The sequence below is a fragment of the Gordonia sp. 11cp genome, from assembly GCF_057767225.1.
The window spans coordinates 5,051,412-5,071,105 of the sequence record NZ_CM173437.1; the positions used below are offsets into that span (position 1 = coordinate 5,051,412).

The 19,694-nt window shown below is 69.3% G+C and carries 17 protein-coding genes and 1 riboswitch; of the genes, 10 read left to right on the plus strand and 7 right to left on the minus strand.

Annotated elements, in window-relative coordinates:
• The first annotated feature begins 136 nt into the window (after positions 1-136).
• Positions 137-2,062: an asparagine synthase (glutamine-hydrolyzing) gene (asnB, locus tag AC3B6C_RS22555; RefSeq protein ID WP_488374210.1), complete on the plus strand. Its 1,926-nt coding sequence runs from the start codon at positions 137-139 to the stop codon at positions 2,060-2,062.
• 140 nt (positions 2,063-2,202) lie between these two features.
• Here the strand turns inward: asnB and AC3B6C_RS22560 are convergent, their stop codons facing one another.
• The 4 genes from AC3B6C_RS22560 to AC3B6C_RS22575 form a co-directional block, all read right to left on the minus strand.
• Positions 2,203-2,517, minus strand: coding sequence for a DMT family transporter (locus tag AC3B6C_RS22560; RefSeq protein WP_488374211.1), 315 nt, complete (start codon positions 2,515-2,517; stop codon positions 2,203-2,205).
• A 9-nt stretch (positions 2,518-2,526) separates the two neighbouring features.
• Positions 2,527-2,593, minus strand: a riboswitch (guanidine-III (ykkC-III) riboswitch).
• A 67-nt stretch (positions 2,594-2,660) separates the two neighbouring features.
• Positions 2,661-3,638, minus strand: a complete 978-nt coding sequence (locus AC3B6C_RS22565; RefSeq protein ID WP_488374212.1) for a carbohydrate kinase family protein — start codon at positions 3,636-3,638, stop codon at positions 2,661-2,663.
• A gap of 179 nt (positions 3,639-3,817) precedes the next feature.
• A complete protein-coding gene (locus tag AC3B6C_RS22570) occupies positions 3,818-4,177 on the minus strand; it encodes a HesB/IscA family protein (protein WP_004022921.1) in 360 nt (119 codons plus the stop codon).
• A gap of 216 nt (positions 4,178-4,393) precedes the next feature.
• On the minus strand, positions 4,394-5,491 hold the full coding sequence (locus AC3B6C_RS22575; RefSeq protein WP_010841128.1) for a glycerate kinase family protein: 1,098 nt from the start codon (positions 5,489-5,491) through the stop codon (positions 4,394-4,396).
• A 238-nt stretch (positions 5,492-5,729) separates the two neighbouring features.
• Between AC3B6C_RS22575 and AC3B6C_RS22580 the strand changes: the two genes are divergently transcribed.
• Genes AC3B6C_RS22580 through AC3B6C_RS22590 form a run of 3 tightly spaced genes read left to right on the plus strand, consistent with a single transcriptional unit; the run spans position 5,730 to position 9,112 of the window.
• On the plus strand, positions 5,730-6,419 hold the full coding sequence (locus AC3B6C_RS22580) for a DUF3043 domain-containing protein (protein WP_010841129.1): 690 nt from the start codon (positions 5,730-5,732) through the stop codon (positions 6,417-6,419).
• Between the two features lie 3 nt (positions 6,420-6,422).
• Positions 6,423-8,300, plus strand: a complete 1,878-nt coding sequence (gene cobT / locus AC3B6C_RS22585) for a nicotinate-nucleotide--dimethylbenzimidazole phosphoribosyltransferase (RefSeq protein ID WP_488374213.1) — start codon at positions 6,423-6,425, stop codon at positions 8,298-8,300.
• Positions 8,301-8,317: 17 nt separating this feature from the next.
• A complete protein-coding gene (locus AC3B6C_RS22590) occupies positions 8,318-9,112 on the plus strand; it encodes an adenosylcobinamide-GDP ribazoletransferase (RefSeq protein WP_488374215.1) in 795 nt (264 codons plus the stop codon).
• Between the two features lie 28 nt (positions 9,113-9,140).
• Here the strand turns inward: AC3B6C_RS22590 and AC3B6C_RS22595 are convergent, their stop codons facing one another.
• Both AC3B6C_RS22595 and gcvT read right to left on the minus strand, forming a co-directional pair.
• Positions 9,141-10,247: a branched-chain amino acid aminotransferase gene (locus tag AC3B6C_RS22595; RefSeq protein WP_488374216.1), complete on the minus strand. Its 1,107-nt coding sequence runs from the start codon at positions 10,245-10,247 to the stop codon at positions 9,141-9,143.
• 90 nt (positions 10,248-10,337) lie between these two features.
• Positions 10,338-11,456 (minus strand): glycine cleavage system aminomethyltransferase GcvT, encoded by a 1,119-nt coding sequence (gcvT, locus tag AC3B6C_RS22600; RefSeq protein WP_488374218.1) that lies wholly within the window; start codon positions 11,454-11,456, stop codon positions 10,338-10,340.
• 182 nt (positions 11,457-11,638) lie between these two features.
• Here gcvT and AC3B6C_RS22605 point away from each other — a divergent pair, with 182 nt between their 5' ends.
• The 6 genes from AC3B6C_RS22605 to AC3B6C_RS22630 all read left to right on the plus strand — a co-directional run bounded on the left by AC3B6C_RS22605 (position 11,639) and on the right by AC3B6C_RS22630 (position 18,783).
• On the plus strand, positions 11,639-13,183 hold the full coding sequence (locus AC3B6C_RS22605; protein ID WP_488374219.1) for a leucyl aminopeptidase: 1,545 nt from the start codon (positions 11,639-11,641) through the stop codon (positions 13,181-13,183).
• 229 nt (positions 13,184-13,412) lie between these two features.
• A complete protein-coding gene (gene sucB / locus AC3B6C_RS22610; protein WP_044506932.1) occupies positions 13,413-15,224 on the plus strand; it encodes a 2-oxoglutarate dehydrogenase, E2 component, dihydrolipoamide succinyltransferase in 1,812 nt (603 codons plus the stop codon).
• Positions 15,225-15,260: 36 nt separating this feature from the next.
• A complete protein-coding gene (locus tag AC3B6C_RS22615; protein ID WP_010841136.1) occupies positions 15,261-16,160 on the plus strand; it encodes a TIGR01777 family oxidoreductase in 900 nt (299 codons plus the stop codon).
• Positions 16,153-16,905 (plus strand): lipoyl(octanoyl) transferase LipB, encoded by a 753-nt coding sequence (gene lipB, locus AC3B6C_RS22620; RefSeq protein ID WP_010841137.1) that lies wholly within the window; start codon positions 16,153-16,155, stop codon positions 16,903-16,905. Before AC3B6C_RS22615 ends, lipB begins: the two co-directional genes overlap by 8 nt.
• Positions 16,902-17,978, plus strand: coding sequence for a lipoyl synthase (lipA, locus tag AC3B6C_RS22625; RefSeq protein WP_010841138.1), 1,077 nt, complete (start codon positions 16,902-16,904; stop codon positions 17,976-17,978). Before lipB ends, lipA begins: the two co-directional genes overlap by 4 nt.
• Positions 17,979-18,042: 64 nt before the next feature.
• A complete protein-coding gene (locus tag AC3B6C_RS22630) occupies positions 18,043-18,783 on the plus strand; it encodes a DUF4191 domain-containing protein (protein ID WP_010841139.1) in 741 nt (246 codons plus the stop codon).
• 223 nt (positions 18,784-19,006) lie between these two features.
• On the opposite strand, the gene AC3B6C_RS22635 is transcribed toward AC3B6C_RS22630, so the two are convergent.
• Positions 19,007-19,510, minus strand: coding sequence for an RDD family protein (locus AC3B6C_RS22635; RefSeq protein WP_014927344.1), 504 nt, complete (start codon positions 19,508-19,510; stop codon positions 19,007-19,009).
• Positions 19,511-19,694 lie beyond the last annotated feature (184 nt).

Consider the following 19,694-nt stretch of genomic DNA (forward strand, 5'->3'; position numbering starts at 1 on the left):
AACGACGGCCCGGCCGCGCACTCGCCCCACCCCGCCACGTCGGCGCTCCACCGTGTGCTTCAGGCATACTCGGACGCGATCCGGCGCGGGGTGGAGAACCTGCTGTGGACCGGTAACTGAACGGAGAGAACGAGACGTGTGTGGTCTGCTCGGCCTGCTGACATCCGACGGAACGGCCGCCGAGGTCGTCGAACCGGTGGCGGTGGCCTCGCACTGCATGCGGCATCGCGGACCCGACGAACCCGGCACCTGGCACGACGACGACATCGTGTTCGGGTTCAACCGCCTTTCGATCATCGACATCGAACACTCACACCAGCCACTCCGCTGGGGTCCGCCCGAGAATCCCGATCGGTACGCGCTCGTGTTCAACGGCGAGATCTACAACTACCTCGAGATCCGTGCGGAACTCGCCAGGGACGAGGGCGCGCTGTTCCGCACCGAGGGAGACAGCGAGGCGATCGTCGCCGCCTTCCATCACTGGGGACCCGACGCGGTCCGGCGGCTGCGCGGGATGTTCGCGTTCGCGATCTGGGACACCGAGAACCGGTCGCTGTTCCTCGCGCGTGACCCGTTCGGCATCAAGCCCCTTTTCGTGGCGTCCGGTCCCGGCGGGCTGGTCTTCGGCAGCGAGAAGAAGAGCCTGCTCGAACTGATCGAGCGCGTCGGATTGTCGTCGGAGCTCGATCCCCGCGCGATCGAGCACTACACGGTGCTGCAGTACGTCCCGGAGCCCGAGACCATCCATGCCTCGATCCGGCGTCTGGAGTCGGGCTGTCACGCCACCGCGACGCCGGGCAGTCCCCTGTCTGTCCGGCGGTACTTCACTCCCCAGTTCGGTGTCCGACCGGTCACCGACGCCACCCGGCAGAAGCGCTACGACGAGATCGCCGACGTGCTCGCCGACTCCGTCGCCAAGCACATGCGGGCCGACGTCACGGTCGGGTCGTTCCTGTCCGGTGGCATCGACTCGACAGCCATCGCCGCGCTCGCGATCCGGCACAACCCGGACCTCATCACCTTCACCACCGGCTTCGAGCGCGAGGGCTACTCGGAGGTCGACGTCGCGGCCGAGTCCGCGGAGGCGATCGGCGCGCGGCATGTCGTGAAGGTCGTCGGGCCGTCGGAGTTCATCGAGGCGATCCCCTCGATCGTCTGGTACCTCGACGACCCGGTCGCCGATCCCGCACTCGTCCCGCTCTACTTCGTGGCGGCCGAGGCACGCAAGCATGTGAAGGTCGTGCTGTCCGGTGAGGGCGCCGACGAACTCTTCGGCGGGTACACGATCTACAAGGAACCGCTGTCGCTCGCGGCCTTCGACCGGTTGCCCCGACCCCTGCGCCGGGCGGCCGGCAAGATCTCCGACCGCATCCCCGAGGGAACCCGCGGTAAAAGCCTGCTGCATCGCGGGTCACTCACGCTCGAGGAGCGGTACTACGGCAACGCCCGCAGCTTCGACGACGCGCGGCTTCGCGCGGTGCTCCGCGATTACCGTCCCGAGTGGACCCACACCGACGTCACCGCCCCGATCTACGCGATGAGCGAGGGATGGGATCCGGTGGCGCGCATGCAGCATCTGGATCTGTTCACCTGGCTGCGTGGCGACATCCTGGTCAAGGCGGACAAGATCACGATGGCCAACTCGCTCGAGTTGCGCGTGCCGTTCCTCGATCCGGAGGTCTTCGCGATCGCCGAAGGTCTCCCCCACGACGAGAAGATCTCGCACGGCACCACGAAATACGCGTTGCGCAAGGCGCTGGAGCAGATCGTCCCGGCGCACGTCCTCCACCGCAAGAAGCTCGGCTTCCCGGTGCCGATCCGGCACTGGTTGGCCGGGACGGAGATGTTCGACTGGGCGCACGACACCATCACGCACTCGCAGACCGATCACATCTTCGCCAAGGACGCGGTGATCGCGATGCTCAACGAGCACCGAGAAGGCGTGGTGGACAACAGCCGTCGTCTCTGGACTGTCCTGATGTTCATGGTCTGGCACGGCATCTTCGTCGAGGGCACCATCGTTCCGGAGATCATCGACCACACCTACCCGGTCCGCGTCTAGTCCGGGATTCCTTCTCAAACAGCACAACCGCCCCCGACAACCGCCCCCGAAACCCGCCCGCGACAGCGGAGTCGACGACGATATGTCGCGGACTTCCCCACGGAGGGCGCATTTCTGGGGCGGTTGTCGTTCCAGCGGATTCAGTGCGCGAGCTTGAGACCGACGACTCCGCCCACGATCATCAGCAGGAAGAACACCTTGAGCGCCGACACGGCCTGCTCACCGGTGGCCATGGCATAGACGACGGTCAGCACCGCACCGATGCCGACCCACACCGCGTAGGCGGTCCCGACCGGCAGGTCGCGCATCGCGTACGCCAGGCCGGCCATGCTGGCGACCAGCGCTGAGACGAACACTGCTGTCGGACCCAGCTTGCTGAAACCCTCCGACTTGCCCAGTGCGGTTGCCCAGACGGCTTCCAGGACACCGGACACGACCAGAATCAGCCACGACATGACGCCTCCTCCGGGCCGTCTTGTCGCGCACCGGGTACAGCACCCCTCGTCCGGGAGCCCTCGATCGGGGCTCATCTCCAACGTCTCACGCCGGGCCGGGAGTGGCAACGTCAGACGGGTCACCACCCCCGGGCGGACCGGGCTCAGCCGGCGAACGCCGCGCTGATCTCCGCAGCGGCCTCGGCGCCGTATGCGCCTTCGATCCGAGCGAGGGCCGAGTTCGAATCCCAGGCCCAGTCCTGCGTCGAGACGGTTTCGAGCACCAGCACCGCGACCATCGACCCGACCTGCGCGGCCCGCTCGAAGCCGAGTCCCTTGGACAGCGCAGACAGGAACCCGGCGCGGAAACCGTCGCCGACGCCGGTCGGATCGACCTTGTCCGTCTCCGGCACGACGGGCACGTGGATCCGTGTGCCGTCGCGGTCGACGATCTCGACGCCGTCCTTGCCGAGCGTCGTGACGCGGACGCCGACCATCTCGGCGACCTGCGCTTCGGACAGTCCGGCCTTCTGGCGCAGAAGACCCCACTCGTACTCGTTGGTGAACAGGTAGGTGGCGCCGTCGATCAACGTGCGCACCTGCTCGCCGTCGAGCCGTGCCAGCTGCTGCGACGGGTCGGCGGCGAAGGGGATGCCGGCAGTCCGGCATTCCTCGGTGTGGCGGATCATCCCGGCCGGATCGTCCGCACCGATCAGAACCAAGTCGGGCGAACCCACCTCCGCGAAGACCGACGAGAGATCGATGTCCTTGCTCTCGCTCATCGCGCCGGCGTAGAAGGTCGCGAGCTGGGCCATCGTCTCGTCGGTGGTGCACATGAAGCGGGCGGTGTGGTGGGTCTCCGACACCCGGACGCCACGACAGTCGACGCCGTTGGATTCGAGCCACTGACGGTAGTCATGGAAATCGGAGCCGACCGCGCCGACGAGTACCGGCGTGCCTCCGAGCTGACCCATGGCGTAGCTGATGTTGGCTCCCACACCGCCGCGCCGGACGACGAGATCCTCCACCAGAAAGCTGAGGGAGATGTGTTCGAGGTGATCGCCGAGCAACTGCTCGGAGAACTTGCCCGGGAACTTCATCAGATGATCGGTCGCGATGGATCCGCACACAACGATTGCCACTGGAGATCTCAGCCCTTCATGTGGTTGCCCGATGGATGGTGCCCAGCAGGTGGTGACCCAGGCAGTGATGACGACGACACAGACAGGTGTCCACGCTACTCACCTCCCGACACATGACAACGGCCGCACCCCCATGGGATGCGGCCGGTGCCGGAAAGCCTCTGACGCGAGTCGTCGCGTCAGTTGAACGAGTCGCCGCAGGCGCAACTGCCGGTGGCGTTCGGGTTGTCGATCGTGAAGCCCTGCTTCTCGATGGTGTCGACGAAGTCGATGGTGGCTCCCTGGACGTAGGGGGCGCTCATCCGGTCGACGGCGAGCGTGACTCCGCCGAAGTCGGTGGTGATGTCACCATCGAGGGTGCGGTCGTCGAAGAAGAGCTGGTAGCGCAGCCCCGCGCAACCACCCGGCTGTACGGCGATACGCAGCGCGAGGTCGTCGCGGCCCTCTTGGTCGAGCAGCGCCTTGGCCTTGGACGCGGCAGCGTCGCTGAGGACGACGCCGGTGCTCGTGGCTGTGCTCGTTTCGTTCTGCACGGTCATGGATGCTCCTGTAAGTGGTGTGGTCCCGGTGCAATGTGGCCCGATGCCGTGGTGGGGTTGCGCCCCGCACGTCGTTCGGGATTCACCCCGCTCGCCGGGAGGTCGACCGGTTGTGCCCGTGCGTACAACCGTACTCCTCCCCGTGGTATTCCCGTCCAGTCGGACGGGCGTTTCCGCAAGGTCCGCGCCGTGTGTTCGTCTCGCACGAGCGCGAGGTCAGCCGCGCGCGTCCCCGAGGTCCGACGCCACCGATTCGGCGAGTGCGGCGAGCTGGTTCTCCGCGTCGGCCATCGCGACCTCGACCGAACCCGCGACGTCGACGATCGCGTGCGCGGCCGCGACACCGGCCGCGGCGATCTCGTCGGCACCCAGGGCGACCTGCCCCGCGAGGACGATCGTCGCGGCACCGGCACCACGGGCGCCGAGCGACGAGGCTGCCGAATGCAGCGCGGAGACGACCTTCCCCTGCAGCGTCTGCGAGTCGAACTTCCCCTCCCCGGTGACGACGATGTCGGCCGCGGCGACCTCGGCGGCCAGGCCGGTCGCCTCGGCGACCACGGTGGCACCGGACACGCGAGTAGCGCCGAGAGCGAGGAGCGCAGCACCGAGGCCACCCGCGGCACCGGCGCCCGGCTCGTCGGCGATGTCCCGGCCGGCGAGCGCACCCAGGGTGCGCGACCAGTCGTCGAGTCGCTTCTCGAGAAGGGCGACGGTGTCCGGGTCGGCACCCTTCTGCGGACCGAACACGGCTGCTGCGCCCAGCGGCCCCAGGAGTGGGTTCTCCACGTCGGACGCCGCGATCAGCTCCAGCCCACGGAGTCGTTCACGGGCGTGATCGCCGCCCCCGAGGGCTTCGACCAGGCCCACACCGCCGTCGGTGGAGGCACTGCCACCGAGTCCGATCACGATCCGGCCCACCCCACGAGCCAGCGCCGCCGCGACGAGCTCACCGACACCGTGGGTGCCGGCCGCCACCGCGGTTCGCGGCGTCGGCGTGCCACCGAGCTGGTGCAGACCGCAGGCCTGCGCGCACTCGATGTAGGCGGTCGAGGGTTCGTCGGGGTTGGTCGAGGGTTCGTCGAGAAGCCACCGGGCGGTGACCCCCGCACCGAGCGGCCCGGTCACCGATTCGCTGATCACGGTCCCGAACCGCGACGCCAGGACGTCGACGAATCCGGGGCCGCCATCCGACTGCGGGGCCACGACGAGTTCGTCATCCGGCCGTGCGGCACCCCACCCCCGGGCGATCGCACGCGCGGCGACCACCGCGGACATGGTGTCGCCGAACGAGTCCGGCGCGATCAGGATGCGCACCGGGATCCCGTCGCCGACTCCGTCGTCGTCGCACCGCGCGGCGCATCATTCCCGGTCATGAGCACGGAGTATAGGTAGCCGGACAGAACCCGGCAGCGCTCGGCGGAGCCGGGCGGGCCCCACGGGACGACGCCGAGACCCCGGATGCCCCGCCGTCTCCCCGGCTGCGGGAGACGACCACCCAAAAGCGACGACCACGCGTTTGTCTCGCAACACCGATCACCTAGGCTCTACAGGCGTGAAGCTGCCATGGAAGAAGGACGACACCCAGGCGGATTCCGGCGACAGCTCGGTCTCCACCTACACCGCCGACGACGAGTCCGGCACCGACGTCGCGCCGTCCGCCAAGGGCAGCAAGTACACCCCGGGCAAGGGACGCCCGACGCCGTCTCGTCGCCAGGCCGAGAACCGTCGTCGCGGTCCGGTCGCGCCGCCGCCGACGAACCGCTCCGAGGCTCGCGCCCGTAAGAAGGAACTCAAGTCGTCGCTCTCCAAGGAGGAGAAGCGCGCACTCTCCGCCGAGCGACGCGAGAAGCGGCTCCAGCAGCGGGAACGGATGATGTCCGGCGACGAGGCCTACCTCATGCCGCGCGACAAGGGCGCCTCGCGGCGCTACACCCGCGACATCGTCGACGCGCGACGCAACTTCGCCGGGCTGTTCATGCCGTTCGCCATCCTGCTGATCGTGCTGATGTTCCTGGTCCCGCAGGCCGCCGCACTGACGAACCTGATCCTGGTCGCCTTCGTCGTGCTGATGGCCATCGACGGTGTGATCCTCGGCCGCATGGTCAACCGGCGCGTCGCCGAACGTTTCCCCGAGTCCAGCGACGGGGGCTTCAAGCTGGGCTGGTACGCCTTCACCCGCGCGATGCAGCTGCGCAAGATGCGTGCCCCCAAACCGATGGTCTCGCCGGGCGACGAAGTCTGATCGATGACCGATCGCGCAGTGCGCACCCTCGTCCTGGGAGGCGTGCGCTCGGGCAAGTCCGCGCACGGCGAGTCGCTCCTCGGCGACCACCGGCAGATCCGCTACCTCGCCACCGGCCCGCTGACGTCCTCCGACGGGGACTGGATGGACCGCGTTCGGTTACATCGCGAACGCCGCGACGACCGGTACACGACGATCGAGACGACCGACCTCGGACACGCTCTGCGCGCCGCGCCCGACATCCCGGCCCTGGTCGACGATCTGGGCAACTGGCTCACCGCGCAGATCGATGCCGTGCACGGCTGGACCTCGGGTTCGGAGATCGACCTCGACGGTCCGATCGACGACCTCTGCGACGCCCTGGCCGCCATGACCGCCGACGTGGTGCTCATCAGCCCCGAAGCCGGGCTCTCGCTCGTTCCCCCCACCCCCGCCGGACGGGTCTTCCAGGACCTGCTCGGCACCCTCAACGTCCGGGTGGCGCAGGTGTGCGAGCGCGTCGATCTCGTCGTCGCCGGCCGGGTTCTCCATCTCCCGGCCGAACCGCAGCCCGCGACGACCAGCACACCTGACGGCCCGGCGGCGGGCGTCGAGGCGCCGGGCCCGGGCACCACCGAGACGGACACCACCGAGAAGGACACGACCGACAGCGCAGACACCCTGGCGCCGGTGGCGACGACGCCGGACCGCGGTGAGCCCGCCTCGGCACCGTCGGACCCGGTCGCCGCGACCGTTTCCAAAGCGCCCGTACCCGTTGGGGGCGTGGGGCTCTCCGAGCGTCCCCGGCCGGACCCCACCGATGCCGAGGTGTTCGCGCCCGTCAGGCCGCCGGACGAGCTGGTCGCCCAGGACGCCCGCAACCGACAGGCGACGCTCACCAAGCCGCCGGGATCACTGGGTCGCGTCGAGGAGATCGGCGTCTGGATCGCCGCATGCCAGGGCCAGTGCCCGCCCGCACCCCTCACCTCCCCCACCGTCGTCGTCTTCGCCGGCGACCACGGCGTCGCCCGCGGCGGAGTGTCGGCGTTCCCGCCCGAGGTGACCGCGCAGATGGTCGCCAACATCTCAGCGGGCGGTGCCGCGGTGAACGTCATGGCGGGACGCGTCGGCGCGGCGGTCAAGGTGGTCGACATGTCCGTCGACGCCGACACCGCACCCGAACTGTCGCGGTACAAGGTCCGTCGCAGCAGTGACGACCTCCGAACCACCGACGCGATCACTCTCGCGGAGGCGCGCGAGGCCCTGGCCGCCGGGCGCGCGATCGCCGACGACCTGATCGACTCGGGCACCGATCTGCTGATCGCCGGTGAGATGGGCATCGGCAACACCACCCCGGCGACGGTCCTCATCGGCGCGCTGACCCGGCGCGAACCGGTCGAGATCGTCGGTCGGGGAACCGGTGTCGACGACGCCGGGTGGATGCGCAAGACAGCCGCGATCCGTGACGGTATGCGCCGCGCGCGCAAGGTGATCCACGACCCGCTCGCCTTGCTGGCCGCCGTCGGCGGAGCCGACCTGGCCGCCACCGTCGGATTCCTCGCACAAGCGGCCCTACGCCGGACGCCGGTCATCCTCGACGGCGTGGTGATCACGGCCGCGGCCATGGTTGCCAACGAGTTCGCGCCGGGGGCGATGCGCTGGTGGATCGCCGGGCACCGGTCGGTCGAACCCGCCCATCAGATCGCGCTCGAGCACCTCGATCTGGTGCCGGTTCTCGATCTGTCGATGCGACTCGGTGAGGGCAGCGGCGCCGTTCTGGCGTTGCCGATCGTGCAGTCGGCCGCCGACCTGCTCGTCTCGATGGCCACCTTCGACGAAGCCGGCGTGTCCGACAAGAGCACCCCGGCCGGGGACACCACAGACGACGCCGAGACATCCTGACGCCGAACGGATCCGCCATGATTCCGCCGACCCGGGCGCTCCGTACGGCCGTCAGCTGGCTGACGGTCGTGCCCGTCGGCGGACACGCGTCGGATGCGCCCGATCGGTCGCTGGGTGCGGCGGTGATGGCGTCGGTCCCGGTGGTGGGCGCGCTCCTGGGTGCCGCGTCGGCATCCGTGGCCTTCGGGCTCACCCACACCGGACTCCCGACCTTGCTGATCGGCGTGCTCGTCGTCGTCCTGCTCGCCGCGGCCACCCGGGGCATGCACCTCGACGGGCTCGCCGACACCGCTGACGGACTGGGGTGTTACGGGCCACCCGATCGGGTCACCGAGGTGATGCGCAGCGGCACCGTCGGCCCCTTCGGGGTGGCCACCCTGGTCCTGGTACTCGCTGTGCAGTCGACCGGCTTCGCCGCACTCGCCGATGAGTCACAGTGGTACGGCCTGGCTTTCGCCATCGGCCTCGGCCGGATCGGCGCCGTCATCGGCACCCGGAGGTCGCTGAAACCGGCCCACCCCAACGGTTTCGGCGCCCTGGTCGCGGGCACACAACATCTCTCCGTCGCCGTGTGGCTGGTTCTCGCGCTCGTAGCGGCCATCCCACTCGGACTGTCCGCCAACGGATTCGACGGCGGCCACCTCGAGGTGGCCGCCGTCGTCCGAGGAGACGCGATCGTGCTCGGTGTCGCCGCGTTCGCCTGGTGGTTCACCCGACATTGTGCGCGCCGGATGGGCGGGATCACCGGTGACGTACTGGGCGCGACCATCGAAGTCGGGGTCGCACTCGCCGTCGTCGGGCTGTTGCTCTGACCCGCCACGGGACCCGTCACGCGAACGTTCAGCTGCGGTAGAGCTCCGTCATCCAGCCGTGGGTGTCGGCGAACGTCCCCCGCTGGATGCCGGTCAGGGTGTCACGCAATGCCTGCGTCACCTCGCCGGTCTCGCCGTTGTTGATGGTGTAGTCCTCGTTCTCACCCTTGACCCGACCGACCGGGGTGATGACCGCGGCGGTGCCACAGGCGAACACCTCGGTGATGTCGCCCGACGCCACGCCCTTGCGCAACTCCTCGGTGGTGATCTTGCGTTCCTCGACCTCGAAGCCGGCGTCGGTGGCCAGGGTGAGCAGCGACGAACGGGTGATCCCCGGCAGCAGTGACCCCGACAGTTCGGGGGTCACCAGTCGGGCGTCGGCGCCCGAACCGAACACGAAGAACAGATTCATGCCGCCCATCTCCTCGATGAAGCGGCGTTCGATCGCGTCGAGCCACACGACCTGGTCGCAACCCTGCTCGGTCGCCTGCCGCTGCGCGAGGAACGCCGCGGCGTAGTTGCCTCCGCACTTGGCGAATCCGGTGCCGCCCGGCGCCGCGCGGACGTACTCGGTGGAGAGCCAGACGCTCACCGGCTTGATGCCGCCGGCGAAGTAGGCGCCCGCCGGCGAGGCGATGACCGAGTAGATGTAGCTCGTCGACGGGGCGTTCACACCCAGGCTCGCCTGCGAGGCGAACATGAACGGACGCAGGTACAGCGACTCCTCGCCGCCGGCGGCGGGCACCCACTCGTTGTCCGCGGCCAGCAGAGCCTTGAGCGAGCCGATGAAATCCTCGACCGGCAGCGCCGGCATAGCGAGTCGTTCGGCACTGCGCTGCAGCCGTGCCGCGTTGGCCTCCGGCCGGAACGCGGCGATCGAACCGTCCGGCTGGCGATAGGCCTTGAGCCCCTCGAACACCTCTTGGCCGTAGTGCAGGACCGTGGCGGCGGGGTCCAGCGCGATCGGACCGTACGGCTTCACCGTGGCACTGTGCCAACCCACCTCGGCGTCGTAGTCGATCATCACCATGTTGTCGGTGAAGTGGCGCCCGAATCCCGGGGCGGACAAGATCTCCGCGCGCCGGCCCTCAGACACCGGGTGCGGGTGCTCGGTACGGTTGAACTCCAAGGTCATGGCGCCATCGTACCGCCGGCCACAAAAGCAATTCCGTGCCCGGTGGGTCACCCCCGGACCCCGGCGGGGCCTCGTACCGGTGGCCGCAGGTCACACGTGCGACGGCACGAACGGCGGGATCACGACCTCACACGCGAGGTCGCGGCCGCGAACGTCGACCACGACCTCGTCGCCCTTGCGCACACCCGACGCCGTGTCCAGCAGCGCGAGCGCGATGCCCTGTTTCAGCGTGGGCGAGAAGGTGCCCGACGTACAGGTCCCTATCTGCCCCCCGCTCTGGGTGTCGCCCGCGAGACGAACCGCGCACCCGGCCCGCGGCACCCCGCGCCCGGTCGCCCTCAGCCCGTACAGACGACGCGACGGACCGGCCTCTTTCTCGGCCAGCAGCGCGTCGCGGCCGAAGAACGACGGCTTGTCCCAGCCGACCGCCCAGCTCGAACGCGCCTGTACCGGCGAGATGTCCGGACCGAGCTCGTGTCCGTGCAGGGCATAACCCATCTCGGTGCGCAGGGTGTCCCGGGCGCCCAGTCCCGCGGGCAGCCCACCGGCCTCGGTGATCGCCTCCAGCAGGACGTCGAAGACCGCACCGGCGTCGTCCCATCGCGGCACGATCTCATACCCCCGCTCACCGGTGTATCCGGTCCGGCAGACCCGCACGCGAGCCGGACCGTCGGCCGTCGCCAGATCGGCGTCGGCAAAGGCCATGTACTCCATGTCGGCCGGCAACCCGAGCCCGGTGAGGATGTCGGGCGATCTCGGCCCCTGTACCGCCAGGACGGCCAGGTCGCGGTGCCGGTCGGTGATCGAGATACCCTCCGGCGCAACGGCTTGCAGCTGGGCCACGACAGCCGCGGTGTTCGCCGCGTTGGGCACCAGGAACACCTCGTCGTCACCGACGAGATAGGCGATCAGGTCATCGACGACACCACCGGAATCGTTGCAGCACAACGTGTATTGAGCCTTGCCGGGGACGATCTTGCCGAGGTCGTTGGTGAGCGTCGAGTTGACGAACGCCGCCGCGCCCGCCCCGGACACCAGCGCCTTGCCGAGATGGCTGACATCGAAGATGCCCACGCTCTCCCGCACCGCCGCGTGCTCGGCGACGGTGCCCGAGTACGACACCGGCATGTTCCAGCCACCGAACTCGGCGAAGGTGGCCCCCAGTGCGGCATGACGGTCGGCGATCGGCCCGGCGAGGAGTTCACTCATGGCGTCCACGCTATCGGGCGATCCGTGCCGCCGGGCGCGGACCATCCGCGCCGGCGGCGGCGCAGAACGCCACGGGTGGTACCGGCCGACCGTTGTCCACGCATGCACCCCGAGACGGCGCGTCCCGGCCGATGAGGTTCGTGGCAGCCCCGCCGCGTCGGCGCTGTGGCAGAGTTGAGCGGGTGAGCAAGAACGACACCGTCGACCGCACGCGCGGCCCCGAACTCGAACTGTCCACCTCGATCGGCAAGGGCGATTCCGCCCTGGTCATCGGCCTGATCAGCACGTCGTCCCCCGACGACGACGCCGACGGCCCCGCCGCCGAACCGACCCTGGCCATCGGTGACGGCATCCTCGACGACGCCCAGGCGGCCGCCATCAGCGCCGCCCTCACCGCGCTCGGGGCCACCGGCTCGCACGGCGAGGTCACCCGGACCGCGGCTCCCGATTCGTTGCCGGTCGATGTCGTCGTCGCCGTGGGCCTCGGCGACGCCGACAACCTCGACGACGCCGATCAGGTCCGGCAGGCAGCGGGCATCGTCGCCCGCGAACTCGACGGACACGAGTCGGTGTCCACCACGCTCTCCGCGATCGACCTGGCCGCCGCGGCCGAGGGCCTGTTCCTCGGCGCCTACCGGTTCGACGAGTTCCGCTCGGCGAAGTCGAAGCCGAAGAAGACTCCGCCGCAACGCATCACGCTGCTCGTCGAATCGAAGTCCAAGGAGGCCAGGGCGGGCCTGGAGCGGGCCGTCGCGGTCGCCGACTCCGTCGCCATCGCCCGCGACTTCGTCAACACCCCGCCGAGTCACCTCTATCCCGAGGAGTTCGCCGCCCGCGCCCGCACGCTCGGGAGCAAGGCCGGCCTCAAGGTCGAGATCCTCGACGACAAACAGCTCGAGGCCCAGGGTTACGGCGGGATCATCGGCGTCGGCAAGGGATCCTCCCGGTTGCCGCGCCTGGTCCGACTGACCCACACCGCCAAGAAGTCGCCCAAGAAGGTCGCGCTGGTCGGCAAGGGCATCACCTTCGACACCGGCGGCATCTCGATCAAGCCCGCCGCGAACATGGACGCCATGACCTCCGACATGGGTGGCGCCGCCGCGGTCATCGCCGCGACCATCCTGGCCGCCCGCCTCGACGTCGACGTCACGGTCACCGCGACCGTGCCGATGGCCGAGAACATGCCGTCGTCGACCGCGCAGCGGCCCGGTGATGTGCTGACGCAGTACGGCGGACGGACCGTCGAGGTCCTCAACACCGACGCCGAGGGTCGTCTCATCCTCGCCGACGCCATCGTGCGGGCCTGCGAGGACGATCCCGACTACCTCATCGACACCGCTACCCTGACCGGCGCACAGATGGTGGCGCTCGGCACCCGGACTCCCGGCGTGATGGGCACCGACGAGTTCCGCGACCGCGTGGCGGCCCGGTCGGCCGATGTCGGCGAGAACGCCTGGGCCATGCCGCTGCCCGCGGAACTCCGCGCCGACCTGAAGTCCCGCGTCGCGGACCTGGCGAACGTGACCCCGCACCGCTGGGGCGGGATGCTCGCCGCCGGCATCTTCCTGAAGGAGTTCGTGCCGGAGGACGTGCAGTGGGCCCACATCGACATCGCCGGACCAGCCTTCAACACCGGCGGGGCCTGGGGCTACACCACGAAAGGCGGTACGGGCGTGCCCGTCCGGACCATCGCCGCGGTGCTCGAGGACATCGCCGCGAACGGCTGACCGACAGCAACCGGCACCCGCGCACCGGCCCGATGAGAATCGTTACCGACGAGTACGAGCCGAACCGAGTCGGCGACGCACCCTACGGGTAGGGTTGGCCGCGGGGATGAGCGGCTGATCCGCCACTCATCTGCGCGGGCTCCGAACCGCCCCCGACCCCGTGCCCACGGCGCACACACCATTGGGCATCACCTACAGACCACCACGTCGAGTTCAGGAGTTCACAACGATGGCCTTCTCCGTCCAGATGCCCGCCCTTGGTGAAAGTGTCACCGAGGGGACAGTCACCCGGTGGCTGAAGGAGGAGGGCGACACCGTCGAGGCCGACGAGCCATTGCTGGAGGTGTCGACCGACAAGGTCGACACCGAGATCCCGGCGCCCACTTCGGGTGTGCTGACCAAGATCATCGCGCAGGAGGACGACGTCGTCGAGGTCGGCGGCGACCTCGCCCTGATCGGTGACGCCGACGAGGCCGATTCCGGCTCGGACGATTCCGGCTCGGATTCCGCCGGCGGCGACGAGCCGACCGAGGCCGCCCCCGAGCCCGAGCCCGAGCAGGCCGCCGAGGAGCCCTCCACCGATGAGGACGCTCCCGCCGAGAAGCCCACGGCCGACACCGGTTCCGGCTCCGCAGAGGGCACCGACGTGCTCATGCCCGAACTCGGCGAATCGGTCACCGAGGGCACCGTCACGAACTGGCTGAAGTCCGTCGGCGACGAGGTCGCCGCCGACGAACCGCTCCTCGAGGTCTCCACCGACAAGGTCGACACCGAGATCCCCTCCCCCGTCGCCGGCACCCTGCTCGAGATCCTCGCGCAGGAGGACGACGTGATCGAGGTCGGCGGCAAGCTCGCCGTCATCGGTGATGCCTCGGCAGCACCGTCGAAGAAGGAGCCCGAGCCGGAACCCGAACCGGAGCCGGAACCCGAGCCCGAGCCCGAGCAGAAGTCGGAGCCGGAACCCGAGCCCGAGCAGGCGCCCGCCCCCGAGGAGGAGCAGAAGCCCGCACCCAAGGCCGAACCGAAGACCTCGGAGCCCAAGTCGCAGGCCGCGGAGAAGTCCGATCCGCCGACCGTCGAGTCGACTCCGTACGTGACCCCGCTGGTGCGCAAGCTGGCCGCGGAGAACAACATCGACCTCAACGCGATCAAGGGCACCGGTGTCGGTGGCCGGATCCGCAAGCAGGACGTGCTCGCCGCCGCCGAGGAGGCCAAGGCACCTGCCCCCGAGCAGAAGCCCGCCGCTGCTGCTCCGTCGGCACCCGCGGCATCGGCCGGGAAGTCCGCATCGCCGGAGATCCGCCCCGAGCTGGCCGAGCTGCGCGGGACCACGCAGAAGATCAACCGCATCCGTCAGATCACCGCCAAGAAGACGCGCGAGTCGCTGCAGCAGAGCGCACAGCTCACGCAGGTCTTCGAGGTCGACATGACCCGCATCGCCGGACTCCGCAAGGCGGCCAAGGAGAGCTTCAAGGCGTCCGAGGGTGTCAACCTGACGTACCTCCCGTTCATCGCGAAGGCCGTCGTGGAGGCGCTGAAGGCGCATCCCAACGTCAACGCCTCGATCGACGAGGACAAGAAGGAGATCACCTACTACGACAAGGTGCATCTCGGCATCGCCGTCGACACCCCGCAGGGACTGCTGTCGCCGGTGATCCACAATGCCGATGACCTGTCGATCGCCGGCCTGGCACGCGCCATCGCCGACATCGCGGCGCGGGCACGCTCCAACGGACTCAAGCCCGACGAGCTCGCCGGCGGCACTTTCACCATCACCAACATCGGCAGTCAGGGTGCGCTCTTCGACACCCCGATCCTGGTCCCCCCGCAGGCCGCGATGCTCGGTACCGGAGCGATCGTCAAGCGTCCGGTCGTCATCACCGGCGAGGACGGCTCGGAGTCGATCGCAGTGCGGTCGATGTCCTACCTGCCGCTGACCTACGATCACCGTCTCATCGACGGCGCCGACGCGGGCCGCTTCCTCACCACGGTGAAGAAGCGCCTCGAAGAGGCCGCCTTCGCCGCGGACCTGGGCCTCTAGCCCGGATCTCCGGTTACGGCACACCGAGGACTCACGATGCGCATCGCCGTCGCAGGTTCGCAGGGGCTCATCGGCAACGCCCTGGTCAACTCGCTGCGCGCGGCGGGCCACACGGTCACCCGTCTGGTCCGCCGCGAGGCACGCGCCGATGACGAGTTCAGCTGGGATCCCGAGACCATCGGCGTGCCGCCCGAGAGTCTCGAGGGCGTCGAGGCGGTGGTGTCGCTCGGCGGCGTGGGGGTCGGAAACGGCCGGTGGACCGGGCGCTTCAAACAGGAGCTGCGGAACTCCCGGGTCACGCCGACCGAGGTCCTCGCCGAGGCCGTGCGTGATCTCGGCATCCCCACGTTCGTGAGCGCCAGTGCGTCCGGCTTCTACGGCGACACCGGCAGCCGTCCCGCCGTCGAAACCGACGGTCCCGGAGAGGGATTCCTCGCGGACCTGGTCGTCGACTGGGAGGCCGCCGCCCGTACCAACGTCGGCACCGACACCCGTCTGGTCCTCCTGCGGACCGCACCGGTGTTGAGTGCGCAGGGCGGTCTTCTCGGCAAGCTGCGTCCGCTGTTCAAGCTGGGGCTCGGCGGACCCATCGGCGACGGGAAGCAGTACTTCTCCTGGATCAGCCTCATCGACGAGGTACGTGCCATCGAGTTCCTTCTCGACTCCGACGTGTCCGGGCCCGTGAACCTGAGCGCGCCGGGCGCGGTGCCGTTCGGCGAGTTCGCGTCGGCGCTGGGCCGCGCCGTACACCGCCCGACGGTGCTCAAGGTTCCGGCCTTCGCGGCGCGCCGGGTCGGCGGCGAGATGGCCGAGGAAATGATTTTGTTCAGTCAACGCGTTGCACCTGAGGTGCTGACCGATCACGGATTCACCTTCACCCATCCCGGTGTCGACGAGGCCCTGGCCTACGCCACCGGAACCAATCGCCATGACTGATCGTCCGATCCGCGCGAGTACCGAACCGGTCGAGATCCGTCGGCTCGGCGTCCTCGACTACCAGGCTGCCTACGACATGCAGCACGGTCTGGCCACCGAACGCGCGGACGGCCTCCTCGACCACGACGTCCTGCTCCTGCTGGAGCACCCCTCCGTCTACACCGCGGGCAAACGCACCGAGGACTCCGACCGCCCCACGAACGGCGCACCGGTGGTCGACGTCGACCGCGGCGGGCGGATCACCTGGCACGGCCCCGGGCAGCTCGTCGGCTACCCGATCGTCAAGCTCGCCGAGCCGCTGGACGTCGTCGAGTACGTACGGCGGCTCGAGGCAGCACTCATCTCGGTCTGCGCCGGACTCGGCGTGACGACCGGGCGCGTCGACGGCCGGTCGGGAGTGTGGATCACCGATGACGCCGGGGAACGCAAGCTCGGGCAGATCGGTATCCGCGTCGCGCGCGGAGTCGCGTTGCACGGGTTCGCGCTCAACGTCGACCCCGACATGGCAGCCTTCGAGGCGATCGTCCCCTGCGGGATCGCCGACGCCGGGGTGACCTCGCTCGCCCGCGAACTCGCGCGGCCGCTGTCGGTGCACGACGTGCTCGACGTCACCGCCGACGCGGTGCTGTCCGCACTCGACGCACCCACTTTCGACGTCACCCATTCCGACACCACCGGCACCCCGGCGCCGGCCGCCACACAGTCCGGAACACCCACTTCTGCAAGCGTAGGATCGATACAGTGACCGCGTCCCCCCTCACCCCCGGACCCGGTGCCCCCGAAGCCACACCCTCGGCAACGGCACCCTCAAACCCCGCCCCCGAAGGCCGCAAACTGCTCCGCCTCGAGGTGCGCAACGCGCAGACCCCCATCGAACGCAAGCCGGAGTGGATCCGGACCCGCGCGACGATGGGCCCGGAGTTCACCGAACTCAAGGGCCTGGTCAAGCGTGAAGGCCTGCACACCGTCTGCGAAGAAGCCGGCTGCCCCAACATCTACGAGTGCTGGGAAGACCGCGAGGCGACCTTCCTCATCGGCGGCGAACAGTGCACCCGCCGCTGCGACTTCTGCCAGATCGACACCGGCAAGCCCGCCGCCCTCGACCGCGACGAACCCCGCCGCGTCGCCGAGAGCGTGCAGGCGATGGGCCTGCGCTACTCGACCATCACCGGCGTGGCCCGCGACGACCTGCCCGACGAGGGCGCCTGGCTCTACGCCGAGACCGTCCGCGCGATCCATCGCCTCAATCCCGGCACCGGTGTCGAGAACCTCATCCCGGACTTCCATGCCAAGCCCGATCTGCTGGCCGAGGTCTTCGACGCCCGGCCCGAGGTGCTCGCACACAACCTCGAGACCGTGCCGCGCATCTTCAAGCGCATCCGCCCGGCGTTCCGCTACGAGCGGTCCCTCGAAGTCCTCACCGCCGCACGCGATTTCGGTCTGGTGACGAAGTCGAATCTGATCCTGGGGATGGGCGAGACCCCGCAGGAGGTGCAGTCGGCGATCGTGGATCTGCACGAGGCGGGCTGCGACATCCTGACCATCACGCAGTACCTGCGCCCGTCGCCGCGGCATCATCCGGTCGAGCGCTGGGTCAAGCCCGAGGAGTTCGTCGACCATTCCGAGTTCGCCACCGAGGTCGGTTTCGCCGGTGTCATGGCGGGTCCGTTGGTGCGCTCGTCGTACCGGGCAGGCCGGCTCTATGCGCAGGCAATGGCCCACCACGGCCGCGACATCTCACCCGCTCTGGCCCACCTGGCAGCCGAGGGATCGGCAAGCCAGGAGGCCTCCAGCCTGATGGCACGCCTCGCCCGCTGACCCCTCGTGCGGCGTACGGTGACCTTTCCGGCGGTCGCCGGACGCGCGGACGTAAACTGGCGTCATGGCAAAGGCGCAGGTGAACAAAGAGGTCAAGGCCGAGAAGAAGAAGGCCCGTAAGGCGGCATCGAAGGAACGGCGCCAGCAGCTGTGGCAGGCCTTCCAGATGCAGCGCAAGGAAGACAAACGGCTCATCCCCTACATGGTGGGTGTGATCGTCCTGTCGATCGCCGTCTTCACCGTCCTCGGGTTCGTGCTCGGCTCGCCGTGGCTGCTGATCCCCCTCGGCGTGGTGTTGGGCATCCTGGGCGCATTCATCCTGTTCGGCCGCCGGGTCCAGAAGAACGTGTACACCAAGGCCGAGGGACAGCCGGGCGCCGCGGGCTGGGCGCTGGGCAACATGCGCGGACAGTGGCGGGTGAAGCAGGCCGTCGCCGGGACGTCCCAGCTCGACGCCGTGCACCGGGTCATCGGCAAGCCGGGCGTCATCCTCGTGGGTGAGGGCTCGCCCACGCGCATCAAGTCCCTGCTCGGCCAGGAGAAGAAGAAGGTCGCGCGCGTCGTCGGCGACACCCCGATCTACGAGATCATGGTCGGCAACGACGACGGCCAGGTCCCGCTGTCGAAGCTCGAGCGGCACCTCAACAAGCTGCCCAGCAACATCGACCGCAAGCGGATGGAGACCCTCGAGGGACGGCTCTCCGCCCTCGGCAGCAAGGCTCCCGGCCCCGGGATGCCGAAGGGGCCCCTGCCCGGGAACGCCAAGATGCGCAGCATGCAGCGGACGGCACGCCGCCGCGGCTGACGCCACACCCGTCGACCGGGCGTCAAATCCCGTCGACTGGGCGCCCGATTCCGTCGACTGGGCGCCCGATCCCGTCGACTGGGCGCCCGATCCCGTCGACCGTGCGCTGAATCCCATCGACTGTGCGCCCTGCATACGACCAAACCCACCACCGATCCGGACCGAGTCCGATCGGTGGTGGGTTTGTCGGTGAGTGGTGGGTCCGCGGGCGGCTCGGCGCCTGTCAGCGGGTCCGGACGAGCGCGGTGCCGGTCGCGCGGTCGTGGAGAGCGCGTCCGTTGTAATCGTTGATCAGGGCCGGAACCAGGAACACCATCAGCAGCTGACGGAAGAAGGCCCGAACGATCCCGACGGCAGCCGGGCTCTGTTCGCCGGTCGCCTCCGCGGTGTTGCGTTCAGCGCCGAAGTCGACTCGCGCGACTCGCATCCCGATGACGAGCTGGCCGGGTGTGAAGCCGAACAGCGTCACCGCGAAGACGCCCATGACGAACCAGATGCCCAGTTGGGTGGTGCCCAGGTGGGCAGAGGGAAACCCGACGAACGCCATTGCCAGACCACCGGCGATCAGCCAGTCGACGAGCAGAGCCGCAACCCGCGGCCAGCCGGTCGCCAGCGACCCGGGACCGCTCTCCGGCAGGCCGAGATCTTGCCCTCGGTACTCGTTGTCAACGCCGGTCGCGGGACCGATCTGCGGTCCCGACAGCCAGGAACCCGTGACTCGTCCCATCGGTGATGACTCCTCTCACGCGACCGCGCAACCCCCTCGGTCCGCGTCGTCGCCGCACTGGGAACCATCGTAGTCGCTGGTTGTGGCGACCCGTCCCGCCCGTTCGGGCCTCCCGCTAGGGTTGGGGTGCGCCGAGTGCGTCGCGCCCCGGACACACCGTGTAGCGAATACCACTCGCGTGTAA

Excerpts from the sequence above, each read along its gene's own strand:
- AC3B6C_RS22560 (WP_488374211.1), bottom strand. The coding sequence starts at position 2,517 with ATGTCGTGGCTGATTCTGGTCGTGTCCGGTGTCCTGGAAGCCGTCTGG.
- AC3B6C_RS22570 (WP_004022921.1), bottom strand. The coding sequence starts at position 4,177 with ATGACCGTGCAGAACGAAACGAGCACAGCCACGAGCACCGGCGTCGTC.
- cobT (WP_488374213.1), top strand. The coding sequence starts at position 6,423 with ATGACCGATCGCGCAGTGCGCACCCTCGTCCTGGGAGGCGTGCGCTCG.
- AC3B6C_RS22590 (WP_488374215.1), top strand. The coding sequence starts at position 8,318 with ATGATTCCGCCGACCCGGGCGCTCCGTACGGCCGTCAGCTGGCTGACG.
- AC3B6C_RS22595 (WP_488374216.1), bottom strand. The coding sequence starts at position 10,247 with ATGACCTTGGAGTTCAACCGTACCGAGCACCCGCACCCGGTGTCTGAG.
- gcvT (WP_488374218.1), bottom strand. The coding sequence starts at position 11,456 with ATGAGTGAACTCCTCGCCGGGCCGATCGCCGACCGTCATGCCGCACTG.
- sucB (WP_044506932.1), top strand. The coding sequence starts at position 13,413 with ATGGCCTTCTCCGTCCAGATGCCCGCCCTTGGTGAAAGTGTCACCGAG.
- AC3B6C_RS22615 (WP_010841136.1), top strand. The coding sequence starts at position 15,261 with ATGCGCATCGCCGTCGCAGGTTCGCAGGGGCTCATCGGCAACGCCCTG.
- lipB (WP_010841137.1), top strand. The coding sequence starts at position 16,153 with ATGACTGATCGTCCGATCCGCGCGAGTACCGAACCGGTCGAGATCCGT.
- AC3B6C_RS22630 (WP_010841139.1), top strand. The coding sequence starts at position 18,043 with ATGGCAAAGGCGCAGGTGAACAAAGAGGTCAAGGCCGAGAAGAAGAAG.
- AC3B6C_RS22635 (WP_014927344.1), bottom strand. The coding sequence starts at position 19,510 with ATGGGACGAGTCACGGGTTCCTGGCTGTCGGGACCGCAGATCGGTCCC.